Annotated in this window: 9 protein-coding genes and 1 pseudogene; 7 read left to right on the top strand and 3 right to left on the bottom strand. The window is 31.9% G+C overall.

The window, feature by feature from the left end; genetic code table 11:
* Window positions 1–69 precede the first annotated feature (69 nt).
* Window positions 70–1,779, bottom strand: coding sequence for a hypothetical protein (locus AC1DKZ_RS16770; protein WP_476996666.1), 1,710 nt, complete (start codon window positions 1,777–1,779; stop codon window positions 70–72).
* 796 nt (window positions 1,780–2,575) lie between these two features.
* Window positions 2,576–2,730, bottom strand: a pseudogene (locus tag AC1DKZ_RS16765) (LysE family translocator); the annotation flags it as partial.
* Window positions 2,731–2,875: 145 nt separating this feature from the next.
* Between AC1DKZ_RS16765 and AC1DKZ_RS16760 the strand changes: the two are divergent.
* The 3 genes from AC1DKZ_RS16760 (at window position 2,876) to AC1DKZ_RS16750 (ending at window position 10,131) form a co-directional block, all read left to right on the top strand.
* Window positions 2,876–4,057, top strand: coding sequence for a hypothetical protein (locus AC1DKZ_RS16760; protein ID WP_476996665.1), 1,182 nt, complete (start codon window positions 2,876–2,878; stop codon window positions 4,055–4,057).
* A 353-nt stretch (window positions 4,058–4,410) separates the two neighbouring features.
* On the top strand, window positions 4,411–6,105 hold the full coding sequence (locus AC1DKZ_RS16755; RefSeq protein ID WP_476996664.1) for a helix-turn-helix domain-containing protein: 1,695 nt from the start codon (window positions 4,411–4,413) through the stop codon (window positions 6,103–6,105).
* Window positions 6,106–6,168: 63 nt separating this feature from the next.
* Window positions 6,169–10,131 (top strand): SIR2 family protein, encoded by a 3,963-nt coding sequence (locus AC1DKZ_RS16750; protein ID WP_476996663.1) that lies wholly within the window; start codon window positions 6,169–6,171, stop codon window positions 10,129–10,131.
* 233 nt (window positions 10,132–10,364) lie between these two features.
* On the opposite strand, the gene AC1DKZ_RS16745 is transcribed toward AC1DKZ_RS16750, so the two are convergent.
* Window positions 10,365–11,006 carry a DUF6037 family protein gene (locus AC1DKZ_RS16745; protein ID WP_476996662.1) on the bottom strand — a complete coding sequence of 214 codons (642 nt, stop codon included), beginning with the start codon at window positions 11,004–11,006 and terminating at the stop codon, window positions 10,365–10,367.
* 674 nt (window positions 11,007–11,680) lie between these two features.
* On the opposite strand from AC1DKZ_RS16745, the gene AC1DKZ_RS16740 reads away from it, so the two are divergent.
* The 4 genes from AC1DKZ_RS16740 (at window position 11,681) to AC1DKZ_RS16725 (ending at window position 13,691) form a co-directional block, all read left to right on the top strand.
* On the top strand, window positions 11,681–12,094 hold the full coding sequence (locus AC1DKZ_RS16740; protein WP_476996714.1) for a DUF6018 family natural product bioysynthesis protein: 414 nt from the start codon (window positions 11,681–11,683) through the stop codon (window positions 12,092–12,094).
* Between the two features lie 21 nt (window positions 12,095–12,115).
* A complete protein-coding gene (locus AC1DKZ_RS16735; RefSeq protein ID WP_476996661.1) occupies window positions 12,116–12,253 on the top strand; it encodes a hypothetical protein in 138 nt (45 codons plus the stop codon).
* A 103-nt stretch (window positions 12,254–12,356) separates the two neighbouring features.
* Complete coding sequence (locus AC1DKZ_RS16730; RefSeq protein ID WP_476996660.1) at window positions 12,357–13,448, top strand: DUF6094 domain-containing protein; 1,092 nt, start codon at window positions 12,357–12,359, stop codon at window positions 13,446–13,448.
* A 15-nt stretch (window positions 13,449–13,463) separates the two neighbouring features.
* A complete protein-coding gene (locus AC1DKZ_RS16725; RefSeq protein WP_476996659.1) occupies window positions 13,464–13,691 on the top strand; it encodes a hypothetical protein in 228 nt (75 codons plus the stop codon).
* Window positions 13,692–13,715 lie beyond the last annotated feature (24 nt).

The following is a 13,715-nucleotide window of genomic DNA, read 5'->3' as shown; positions in this document are numbered from 1 at the left end:
GGTGTTAATGAAACAAACACGAATAGCCCTCCAATTTCGATTTTTTCAAAAATAGAGAGCTCGTTGCTATTATTTTATTTCCATTGCGGTTAGCACCTGATCTGGAGCTGTTATTGTTACACCAGCACGTACTAAACGTTCGAATGTACGCATAAACTCTAGTAAATTAAACTGTTTTGGTAGCTCAATAACACGAAGTTTTTCTTGTGGCAGCTTATCAATTGCCTCGATAAACCATTCACGTACATCACTTGGAATCGTGCGTTCTTTATGGCCACGAACTTTTAATTTTTCACGCATTTCAATTTCTAAAGCGATATATGCATGGAGATTCACTCCCTGATCATATGCATATTTTCTAAATAACGTTTCTTCCTGGTATTTTAGATAATTACGGTGATAAGACTCTTCCGTCACTGGTACCGCAAACTTCTGCTTCAGTAGTGTATGCACATTTTTAAACATCTTCTTAATGTTGCGAAGAGAGTACATGGAATAATGTAGACCAAAATTAAAGACGGCTTGTTCACGGTCACTATTTCTCTCTTTTGGTACATGTTGCGCAATAAGAGGGTAGATGCCTTCTTTCGCCGCAGTATCAAGAATTTGATATTGAGATGTTTGATGCAATAATTTTTTCAATGTATATACAATTTTCGTTGGATATCCTTCTTTTCGATCAACCATGTCACGAAGTCCACGAATCACACTGCGAATTTGACGATGACAAGTATGCTTTAAGACATGAATGAACTTATTCATGTCTGAAGACAGTTCACCGATATTCATTTCTTGTAGAACTGATTCGATGAATTTTGCTTTACGAGCATAGGTAGCTTTTGGTGTAAATGGATCCCTGTGTTGTTCTTCTCCAGATTCTTTCGTACATAAGAAGTCCGAATGGATAGAGAGATATAATGTTGTATATCGTTTGGTATGCTTTACACCTTTTTGCATTTTACAAATTTTGAATAGGGGATTACCCGTACATGGTAATGCAGTTGTTAATTCTTCGATAACCGCACGGATTTGATGCGGATATTTTTTATGTAAGAAACGATACATCCCGCCAAAGTGAGTCTTGTTTCCTCTTTCGTCCTGCTTGTCCAAAGAGCGCTTTAAAGTTGTTTCTGTATGTTGTTGCATTGCGATATCTAAGAATAGCTTCTTAGCTGCTACAGATAGCTTAAAGAAAGCCTTTGTAAATACAACAGGACTAATATATACGTATGGATTTGCTTTTTCTGTTTCCTCATTCATAAAATGAGTGAGTTTGATTGTATAACGGCCATCAACTCCATTTTCAATGGAGATAATGTTATGTAAGCTTAATTTCTTTAATGCAATATAGAATTGAGAGTGTTGTATATAAGCAAATTCTTCTTTATATTGCTTGTAATCTTCCCACATCATATGTATTGTTACATTTGGAATGACACCATTTGTATAGCATTTTTTATGTAGGTACAAGAATACTTCAAGATCAGCATTCGTAATACCGTATAATTTATGTTTTCTTCCTGTTTTTTCTGCAAGTGCAGACATTGCACGACGTGAAAAAGATGGTTTAGCTTGTTCGACAAAACCTTCTACATCAGCAATACGTTCTTCGTATGTCATGTGCTGCAGAATATCTTCTAAATATGTATCTTTATAGCTGTAGTACTTCTCCTCAAATGTTTCCACAAACTTTTGCCAAGATTTTAGTGTGACTAACACAGCATTGGTGGTTTCCCCATTTAAGCTACGTTGATTTCGTATTACAAATGATTTCCCCATCTTTTTCACCTCCGTTCTACAAATTCAGAAATATATGCCAAAAGACTATAAAATATTCCAATTTTGATTATATCAAAACGGATTTTGTAAAAATGTGCCCTTTAAGAGAGAATTTTTAAAAAAGCAACACCTTATGAGACTTAGAGCCACAAGGGATTTGGAAAAAGTTTAAAAAAACTTTTGGTACGCGACTTGGGAAGGAGTGTTGCTCTTTTTTTGTATGATGCTACTTATCGTGGAAAAGGAAAATCCTTTAATATCAATACTTTATAGGTATTCAAATAAACTTTAGGTACGCAACTTGGGAAAGATGTTGCTTCTTTTTCGGAAAAATAGGTACGCAACTTGGGAAAGAATTTTTATGTAATATATAGTTTGATTTTTATTAAATATCTTAAATCACTTGATATAACGGCGTTTGTAACTAATTTCGTTAGCGAGGTAGGTACGCGACTTGGGAAAAATGTTGCTTCTTTTTAACATGAAATTAAATAATTTAAATATTAGGTGTTGCTTGTTGTGAGAAATAAGTACGCAACACGGGAAGAATGTTGCTTATTTTAGTGAAAGAGTACGTGAGTTGGGAAAGGTGTTGCTTGTTTTGTACTAAAAGTACGCAAGATGGGAAAAGTGTTGCATGTTTTGCATTAAGAGTACGCAAGATGGGAAAGGTGTTGCATGTTTCATAGTAAGAGTAAGCAACATGGAAAAGGCGTTGCTTATTTTACAGTAAGAGTACACAACATGGGAAAAGATGTTGCATGTTTCTCAATAAGGGTACGCATTATGGGAAAGATGTTGTGGTTATTTGCGTAAGGTCCAAAATTGAACCTTGAAAAGCAGAGATCCCTTCTCATGATTTTTAAATTGAGATAGAAATGCCGCATACAAAATAGCGATCTTGGGATTTACTAGATTAGTCATGATTCTCATTAGAAATAACTGCAGTGGCGTTCATTCAGAGAGGAAATACGAGTGTTAAGCATAAAGGACAATAACATCTTTTGAATTCAAATTATAAAAATGGACTCAAACAAAAAGTAACATAGCACTATAACTTTACTAATATGGTACGATTGTAAAAAGGAGGGGAATCATGAATTCAAAAGAGAAAATAAAAGCTGACCTTGAGGAGCAATTAAACTATATACAAGGTTTAAAATTTGAACATTCCACAAAAAAAATTGAGCTTGCTAGTGATGGCAGTGGAGAAGTTGTTGCAATAGAACTTGAAAGAACAGTTCCTTTAACTTCTTACAACCTTAGTATTATTGAGCATCACTTTAAACAAGATTTGGATTGGGATTATACTGATACATCTCTTAAATTTTTATTGGCATATTTAGTAAAAGCAAAATCACTTAATTTTATTGATTATATATTCGAAGAATTAATGGAAGAATTCCAATTATATCTAGAGGGGAAATATGTTTATAGAACCATATCCTTAATCTATAATTTGGATATTCAAAATCAAGAAATTCAATTTCCAAATTTCTCAATCAAACCTGTAGATAAAGAAAACATAGAGTATTTTTATAACAAAGTAGAGATGACTAACTCACATTTTAAGTCAAGCTTTAGACATGCACTCTTTCATCACGAATCTAGCCCTTGCGTATTGTTAGAACGAAAACAAGTTCTAGGTAATGTAGATGAAAGTAATTCATTGGTACGTGAAATTGAAAATTTATCTAAGAGTCTCCTTTTATACAATGGTACTCTTGAACATATATATTTTTCACCTATCATTACATTTAGTTACTTTGCTGATTATGGCGAGATTCAAGCCATCCAGTATTTTAATGCAGTAGATAACAAAAAGAGAAGTGGGAAGATGACTATTAAGGATACTCAATTAATTTCTGACTACTTCAAAATCATTGATGAATTACCTACTCAACTTATCGCTCTTGAAAGATTAGCATCAGCTCATAACAAAGTAAATTTAGACGATAAATTCATTGATTTAATTATCGCTTTAGAATCTTTATACCCCTCTGTAAGAGGTGAATTATTATTTAGAGTCTCACTGTATACAGCAAGACTATTAGACGGTAGCCCCGACACATATAAAAAAGTAAAAAAATTATATGGAATAAGATCTAACCTAGTTCATGGTAACTCAAATCTCCCTCCTGACACACTAGCTAAGGAATTACAAACACTGGATGGAATTGTACGTCAGTGCATATTCAAATCATTGGAATATACTAGTCGAGGGGATAAACTTGAAATAATGGAAGAAGATATTGTTAATAAACTTTTACCCAATTGAGCATTACCCTAAATTCTTCTAAATAAAAACAAAGGCAGCAGCATAACACTATGTTGCTGCTTTTGTTTTTAAAGCCATTTGATATGGAGCCAAACCGTTATAGCATAACGACACTTTCTATGGAATCAAATATGTAGTGGATCCTAGTGCGTCTGTAAACGTAAAAGTATACCATGACGAACAAGTGTTACATGTTTTAAAGTAAGAGACGTAATATGGAAAAGGATCCAGTTTGTCAAACCCCGTTTAACTGACTGGAAATTTGTACATACTTTCGAAACTCTATTTAGAATGGTATGAATGATTAGTAGCAATTGATATAATTGTATTAGAAGCAATTAGGAGGATTATTAGTGGAAAAGTTAAAAGTACTATTTCAAAACACTTTATATATAGCGTACCCTCTACTTACTGGTGTTGAGGGAAGTGAAAAAGTTTTAAATAAATGGCAACAATTCTATCAAGATGTAGAAAGAGATCTACAGAGGATTTACAACTCAACTTATTCGTCACAGACTTTCGAAAGACTAGTGAAATGGGTTTCTAAAAAGGAAGCTTTAGGATTATCTGCGATAGACATCCTTCCCAAATTAGATAATTATAAGGAAGAAATTTTTGAATGTCTAAAAGACGATTTATATATGGAATTTGGAATTAAACTGCCTGTTTTCGCAAAAGAATTACCTTTAGATTCAGAGGCTAAGAGTGATTATATAGAGCGAAGTAATGCAGGGTTTATGTACCATTTATCAGACACTATTGCTAAGAATAAGTTTACAGATGACCAAGATAAGAATGTACGTATTGCTCAATTGCAGGATAAACAAAATAGTCTAGTGGTAGTATCGTCACACGATGATGGCGATATGAAATTACAAAGAGAAGAGCTAAAAAGATGGAATACGCTAATTGATTCTACTTTTCTAACTAGAGTAATGGATGATTTGACAGCGGATTGCCTCGATATTGTAACGGAACTATGGGTAAAGAGTGCTGAAAATGATAAGACTATTGTACCTGTACATTATGAACAGATATTAGATATGTGTCATATGAAACATATCAAGAACGGCAGATCTTATTATCGTAAAGAGGACAGATTAAAAATTATGGAGCGTTTAGCTGCCCTTGCCAGTATTTTTATTTATGTAAATGAAGATAATGAGATAGTGATTTTAAATGAAGAAGATCCAAACGAAACATTAGCTTATAAAAAGCAAAGAATTAGAAGACTATTTGTAATGGATGAAATTGTTATTGCAAAAGATATTGATACGGATAGAACATTAGGAATAGAGAGTATGAACGTTACACCAGGTAGCTTTTTATCAAAATATCTATACGGTTCTGAGAAACTAACAGGTTTACTATCTAAGAAAGCACTGGAGTATAACAGCAAGCAGCAGAGATATCATAAAAGATTAACCAGATATCTAAGTTGGCGTTGGCGTATTCAACAATCATATCAACATCTAACACATTCATATAGTATCGGTGGTCCTAAAGGGATATTACAAGTTATGGAGATAAGTATGAATAGGAAACCAAGTCTAATAAGACAAGTTTTTGAAAAGACGTTAGATGATCTTATGAGGGACCAAGTAATTCAAGAGTGGAAATACTCTCCCGAAATTGATGAAGAAAAATGTAAGGGGAAAAACTGGTTTGAAAATTACTGGTTAAAATTGAAAGTAATCATTTCTCCTACAAATGAGCTTGTGAAACTACAACAAGAGTTGATTACTAAGAAAAGTAAGCAGCAGGCACCATTAGTCATCGAGATGGAAGAAAAGCCACCAGTTATTGAAGAGAAGCCAATAAGTATACTAAATGAAGAAATTCCAAATAGCATCGAGTTCTATATTGAAAAAATGAACACGTATAAAGAGAAGAATAATAAAAGTATACGTGAGTTAGCGAAAGAAATAGATATTTCGTATTCAACGCTTTCAAGGATGTTATCAGGTAAAAGGAAACGATTAAATGATGATACAAAAAACAAATTAGATAAGTGGATCGAGAGACAAGAAGTGGTTAATTTATTATAAATTAACCACTTTACTTTAAATTAAATGATTGAATTTATAGACTTTAGTTAGGGAGGAATAAATATGGTTGAAGAATTTGAAATTCCAGATATTAATAAATATGAGGATATAATTAAAGCTGCAAAAACAGGCAATCTTATAATTTTTGTAGGTGCAGGCGTATCAAGATTGCTTAATCTTCCCTCATGGCATGGTTATGCTTTAGAAATGCTTACGGATGCGGTTGAAAAAGGGGTAATAGAAGCTGAAATGTATAAACAGCTGGAAAAAGAAGATCCAAAAAAATTATTAACAATTTGTAAAATGCTTTTTGATGAAAAAAAGATCAGTCCTAAGTCGGCAAATGAGATATTTAAGTTTGAGAAAAACGAAAAGTATAAAGCGATATATGAGAAGTTATACTCAATGAAAGCTATTTATATAACTACAAATTACGATGAATGCTTAGATGTTTTAGCTACACCACAATCTGATAATGAAAAAGTTATAAGCAGTATGGATTTGGGTGAGAAAAGTAAATTTGCAGAGCAGAGTCCTGAAAAAAAAGTAATTATAGATCATACAGAATTATTAGAGGCGGAACTTAAAAATGGGAATGTAATTCATATTCATGGAAGTGTGAAAAAAGAAGAAAGTATGTTAGTTACTGTGCAAGATTATTTAAAACGCTATGGGACTATTTCTAAACAGAGTCATCCGGAGGTTTCGGTATTCCTAGATCAGGTATTTAATTCGAATTATGTCGTATTATTCTTGGGATATGGATTGGAAGAATTTGAAATCTTAGAATATATGTTATCTAAAACTAATAATCCAAGTCACACCATGACACATTATATGTTATTCCCAACAAATAAAGAAAAGCATAAAATGACTGATTTATATGGGAAGTATTATAGCTCTTTTGGAGTAGAGTTAATTCCTTATGATACAAGTGGAGGTAGATATGACCAATTAATTCCTATAATTGATGAATGGTCAAAGGTATTAGGGGAAGTGAGTGGAGGAAAAGATTTCATCAGTAAAACAAGATCCATAGATGATGTTATGAAATGTGATGATGCAGTTTTTGAAGTAAGGTATAAGTCTGTAATAAAAGAAATTGAAAAAAATGAAGCTCTAGCATTATACTTTTTCAAAAATGTTAATGGAAAGAGATGGCTAAAAAAGTTAGCAAATGCTGGTTTCTTTGATTCTGAAGATGTTCCACAGCCGAAAAAGGTTGAGAATGGATATAGAATCCCATATTGGGAACAAGGTGAGTACTTAAGGAAGTTAGTAAATCAACATGATTTAACTGATGAAGACATAAGTGATATTTTAGAAATAATAAAATCTATTTCTTTTTATAGAAATAAAGAGGAAATGTATATAGATAATTATCGTGTTTGGAATCAGTTTGTCGATGTGTTAGAAAAAATCCCAAATAAATATATTAATCTAGAATTTCTTGATACGGTTAACATGTGGACAAAATCAATGTTTTCCGTAGAGTATATTTCCTATAATATTGGAAAAAAGTTAGTACATAAGTTTTTAAATTCTCCGGAACCAGAAGATATAAAGAAAGCAGAAAAAATTATTGAATGTTTAGTAAGTCTTGATTTTGAAAAGAATCAAGTCAAACTTGGGAAGAATTATTTTTATAAAATATTTACTAATGATACAGTAAAAAAAATTGCGGAAAAATGTTCTATGCAGTTATTAGAGAAGATTATGCAACAGCTTAAAGAGTATCTTGGTAAGGCGGAAAGAGAAATTGAGTTTAAATATAGTGAGAAACCATACACACTTGAAATAGCTAAAATAAAAAAGGAATATATAACTCGAATAGTTGAACATGAGATAATTAAACATGAGAATACTATAGAAGAAAACGGGATAGAGAGGTTTATGGAGCAAGTTACTAAGTGGATATACACTAAGTTTAGTAAAGATAAATTGCAGACGAAGATAGAAGAGGCCATTCAATCGATATATGTTGATATCAATTATAAGGAAATGATGAGCTTACAGTATGAAACTAGGAACTCATATAATAATGGTTTTGAGTTAATACTTTATTTATTTAAAGACTTATGTAATTACAAAAAAGGGCCACAAATGCAGCCATTGCTAGAGGAACTAAAAAATCAGGAATATCTTTTATTCACAAAAATATTATTAGATGTCATAGGAAATGACTTTGTGAACTATAATGATATATTTTGGAGCACACTTGAACAAAGTGAAGGAACTATTGTTTTTCAAGAGTATTATTTAGAATCGGAATTAAAAGTAATACTAGAGCAATTAGAAAATCTAAATAATGACCAAGAAAGAATATTATTATATTTAATAGAAAGAGTACCTAATGAAATAAAAGGTAAGGATATAAATGCATGGAAACAGAAAAGGCTGAAAGCGTTAAGGCATATTCCTTCATTTGAAAAATTATATTTAAAATTAAAAGAAAAAACAAAAGTGGACCCTGCTCTAAACTCGAAAGCAAAAGTGAAAAAATCTAAATTCGTTCGAATCGTATCTCCATTAAGCCAAGAGGAACTTTTAAATATGAGCAACAAAGAAATCGCGAAATATTTAAGGGAGTATAAAGAAAGCAAGCATGGAAACATAACAACTGTTTCTTCCTTGGGACAAGCAATTAGAGAGTTTTCTAGGAAGAACCCAGATAAAATAGTGGAGGATTTAAAGCACTTTATTAATACTGATTATTACTATATTTATCAAATAATATTTGGTTTGTGTGATGCTTGGAAAGAACAAAAATCTATGGATTGGAATAAATTATTGAATTTTATTTCAGTTTATATGAACAGAACAGAATTCTGGCATGGTGACTTACTAATTAATAAGAATGAAAGTGGTTTTGATTATAAATCCATTATAATAATTATTTGTAAGTTGTTTATCACAGGATCTGAAAATAAAGAACGGGCAATTAATCACGAGCATTACAATAAGGCAAAGCAGATATTATTGTTGGTATTTAAACAAATCATAGATTTAGAGGAATGTAATTCAAACGATAATAGCATTTCATATTTCTTAAATTCAATTAAAGGAAATGTGTTAGAGGCACTGCTAAAAATGTCGGTATTAAATAAAAATATGGAATGGGAAAATAAATGGGATAATGATTTTAATTCAATTTATAATGAGTATCTAGAACTTGATGTTGGAGAAGCATACAGCTTATTGGGAATGGAGCTGGCAAACTTCTTAGATTTGGATAGGAAATGGACAATTGATAGAATCAATTCAATTAAATTAAAAAGTAAATCATGGGAAGCTTTTTTTGAAGGATATAGTTATAATTTAATTATTAATGAAGATATCTATATTTTAATGAAAAAACACTATGAATCCGCTATTGATTATAGCTTTAAAGAAAAAGAAATTAAAACAAGATTAGCAAAGGTTTTAGTTGAAGTATATTTAAGAGATTATGAGAGAGAGGTTGAAAAAAACCTTTATCGTAAAGTCATGGATTCATGGAATTATGACTTTATAAAGGAATTTATTGATGTATTTTGTTTCATAGAAAATGACAAGTTAAAAGTAGATGAGAAACAGAGGATACTTGACTTTTGGAAGGAAATTTACCAAAAATATAATGGGTATGAAATTGAAGATTTTATCCAAGAAGATAAGAAGCTTTTATCAAAATCAATATTATTAACAAGTAAATTTGATGATATTGATGAAACAAATTGTGATTTAATTAGACGTGCAATACCTTTTGTTGATAATTATTTTGATGTAGTTATTGAACTGTTATATGTGAAAATTAAAGAAACTGATAATATTAATAAAAGAAAAATTATTGGAGAATTATTGGAACTTTTAGTACGTGACCTCACGCCACACAAACACTTTCCTGAAGAAAAATTACAATACTTAATTGAATATTTATATGCTGCTCAGGAAAAAGAACTTTTCGAATTGGCGAATCAAGTTTGTAATAAATTCGTGGAAAATGATTTTAATTTTTTAAGGGATATATATATAAAGAATAACAATTAGGTATGTAATGCCTATATGAGGTGTTTAATTAAAGGGATATTGAATCAATTAAAACTTGGTTCGGTATTCCTTTATTTTTTTATAAGAAATATACATGGAAAGAAAATAAACAACTTATAAAAGCCTCACTACAATCAAATGTAGCGAGGCTTTTATCTTTTTACATTTTTAGTATGTATTATTTTATAAATGTATAGGTTTAAAAGAAAATAGTAATGTAATATTTTTTGTTACTATATATTATTATTTTTGGCCCAGTTATGCAGAATGGTGTCATTATCTTCACATTTTTCAGGATCAGTTGAAAAGTTAAAGCTCAAATGTATATCGTTTTTTAATTTCTTATATAGTGTAGGTCGTAAAATTCTCGCTTTATTATCGTTATATGGACTGCGTTCTCCATATCCACCACTTGGTTTTTCAGGATTTCTTCTCACACTGTAACAGTAGATTTTATTCGGATCATCTTTATCACTTGTACTGAGTGATTCTACAATAGCTGCTTTTTGATCTGTTGTTTTCTTTGTACTCACTTCCGTAGGAATATAAAGAGAGAGTTGTCGGTAAAATGATTGAATTGCATCTCCAACACCGGTTCCAAAATCAATACCAAAATAATCTCTTAATATACTAGCATCAGTTAAAAGAGAGGCTGAATTGGCAGGAACGAGTAATCTATCATTAATATTCCCCTTTTTTAAAAATTCCAGCTGTACTAATGCATACTTAGGTTTTACGGGTCCTTTACCTTCAATGTATAATTTCACCAGTACAATAAACTCTTGAGTTTTATATTTAAATAGGAATGAATCAATACACCAACCCTTTTTCTCCATATCACTCTTTAAATCTTTTAAATTGCCCAAAATAGCCAATATAATCCCTCCGTTTCACAATTATATTATTTCTAGAACCAATATAATTGTAACATTCTGTATAATTTTATATGTAATCTTTATGCTTTCTGAGAGAATATATTCTTTGCAAGTAGACCAAATAGACACAGAAATGTGGTAAGTAAAGCAGTTTTCTCATCATAGAAAAGCATTATAAAAAATAGAGAAAATAGAATCCACATTAGAAAAATCTCATTTTTAGCTTCCTTCATTTGTTTGAACATAATCGTAAACATCTCCTTTAATTTAATTTTCTACTAGTGAAGAACTAGGGAATCATTAAAAATTCCTTACAGCGGACATTATATTGATAGTTAGGATATATTCTAAGAGTTGTTGATGAATTGGAATATATGGTTTTTGAGATAAAAAACATCTTGATACTATAATCTTAATTGTGTAATATATAAGTATATTGTTAGTTTATTTGATTCCGTTTATTCCCACACCTTTTTGTGTTGTGGTTGAGTTGTAGAAGCAAGTTGCGTCTTGTTTCAATTTTGAAAGGGCTTCTTTGAGCCGATTAGTGTATATATAGCTTGTTTTGCTATGCACATTATTAATCGACTTGAAGAAGCCCTTTTTGTGTTGTCTTCAAGTTTGCAGGCGGGGTTATGAATTATAACAAATTACAAAATAGAGGAGATATGAAAATGAAAAAAGATTGTAGACACTTAAGACTAGTACCAACAGTAGAGGAACATAAAACACGAATGGAAAAAAATCAGAAGTCATATGCTACACCAGCGATGTCATCTGAATCCAGAGCAAGAGTAAATCAAATGAGAGGTTGTTTTGAAGCTGAAATTATACTACCAGATGGTAAATTTCAATATTTTAAACCAGACACTCTTAATGAAAAGGTGGCCATTCACGAAATAGCTTTATTTATTGAAGGCATCCAAGAGGCAAAAGAAGGCTATGTCATCCTATGGCGCTTTGTCGGGCAACAAAGTTTTTATCATGGTACAAAGATCGTAGCTGAACCGAAGTTTCGTACAATCCTACGTAAGATGAAAGATTATTTTTTTGATTACGAGGAAGTTGTTTATGAAACTGAAAAATAAGAAGGATAGAGGGATATAAATATGAAAAAAGATAACATTTGGACAGTAGTAGATAATCCAAAAGAGCAGGAGACGAGAGAGCAATCCCAAGAGCCGGATGATATTTTTGCTGGTATGGAAGAGCTATCGGAGATTATAGATGATGAACTACCATTTTAAGCAAGTCGAGGTAGTGTATAGAGGGTAAAAGGAAGAACTAAGTGATGTATATACTTGGATCTTCCTTTTTTTATTGTAAAAAAGAACTCGGAGGGAAATTATTATGCGTATAGGAAATGATTTGGCGGCTGGATTTTATCCAACACCACTAACTGAAGGGAAACACTTAATACAACTATTACAAATGGAATCAGGGCGAGCTTATGCTTGCTTTGATCCATGTTGTGGAGAAGGTACAATTTTACGAAGTTTTGCAGACGAGGTGAAGCAAGTTGGAATACAACTTGATACATATGGCGTGGAACTAGATGCAAATCGATATGGAAAAGCAAAAGAGCAATTAGATGTAGTGGTACGCTCGGGCTTTGAAAGTATGATGATTAGTCATGACTATTTTCCGCTTATTTTTTTAAATCCTCCTTATAATACGGAGCTTCGTACAGAAAATACAAAATCAGAGAAAATGGAGTTCAACTTCCTAAAGCGTGCTCACCATTATTTACAAGAAGGTGGCGTTATGGTGTACGTCATTCCTTACGACAGATTTGCTAGAGACGACATTAGTTATTTCTTAGCAAAAAATTATGAGGAAATAGGCTTGATGCGTTTTGGTGATGAAAATAAGGAGTTCGATGCATTTAAACAGTGTGTCTTCGTTGGACGTAAGCGTGCTGCTACGAAAAATGACACGTACTTCAACGATCGTTTCGCTAATTTCTGTGAAAACATGTCTGACCTTACTTTCGTCAAAAAACATGTAAATACATTAGCAGAAATGGTAAATCGTAAGGATTGGGCTATACCTGAATTACGTCATCAAAACAAACTAATTTTTACATCAAGAGTGGATTATAAAAGTGCTTATGAAGGTGTGGGGAAATCGGAAGGTATCTCGACATTTAAGAAGCGTTTAAATAGAGGGAATGGTTACTCACTTCAAGATGAGAAAACAGATGCTGAAAGAGCAAAAATGCCGATTGCTTCTGGACAATTAGGACTATTGCTGATAACAGGTGTGGCAGACGGTTTGCTTGGTGAAGGTGATACACTCCATGCAGTTCGTGGATCAGAAAATGTGTATTATGAAAATTCATTTGAGCAATTGGAAACAACAACGAAAGAAGTTGTTTTACAAAAACGCCGCGCGAAATTTATCATCGCAACACCAACTGGTGAAGTCAAAGAACTTGTCTAGGAAAGGAAGAAGGCTATGTCTGTACTATTAGGAATAGGAGCATTATTTATCGTATGGGAATTTAGTAATCGTATGTTTCGTATTGCTATCGTTCTAACGGTCATTTGCTTATGTGCATCTCAATTCAGTACAGGTACACATTTGGGAGTGCTAGAACAATTCTCACTATTCCAGGGTGTAGGCGATATGTTATCTGTAGCTGAACAATCATTACCAGAGTGGAAACAGTTTATAGATTTTTAAACAATAAATTATATGAGTAGGACA

The organism is Bacillus sp. 05T21 (genome assembly GCF_056396785.1).
The sequence above is the reverse complement of the archived record's forward strand: the minus strand, read 5'-3'. Positions and strand labels throughout refer to the sequence as shown.

Coding starts and splice junctions, on each gene's coding strand:
- AC1DKZ_RS16770 (WP_476996666.1), bottom strand. CDS start 1,779: ATGGGGAAATCATTTGTAATACGAAATCAACGTAGCTTAAATGGGGAA.
- AC1DKZ_RS16760 (WP_476996665.1), top strand. CDS start 2,876: ATGAATTCAAAAGAGAAAATAAAAGCTGACCTTGAGGAGCAATTAAAC.
- AC1DKZ_RS16750 (WP_476996663.1), top strand. CDS start 6,169: ATGGTTGAAGAATTTGAAATTCCAGATATTAATAAATATGAGGATATA.
- AC1DKZ_RS16740 (WP_476996714.1), top strand. CDS start 11,681: ATGAAAAAAGATTGTAGACACTTAAGACTAGTACCAACAGTAGAGGAA.
- AC1DKZ_RS16735 (WP_476996661.1), top strand. CDS start 12,116: ATGAAAAAAGATAACATTTGGACAGTAGTAGATAATCCAAAAGAGCAG.
- AC1DKZ_RS16730 (WP_476996660.1), top strand. CDS start 12,357: ATGCGTATAGGAAATGATTTGGCGGCTGGATTTTATCCAACACCACTA.
- AC1DKZ_RS16725 (WP_476996659.1), top strand. CDS start 13,464: ATGTCTGTACTATTAGGAATAGGAGCATTATTTATCGTATGGGAATTT.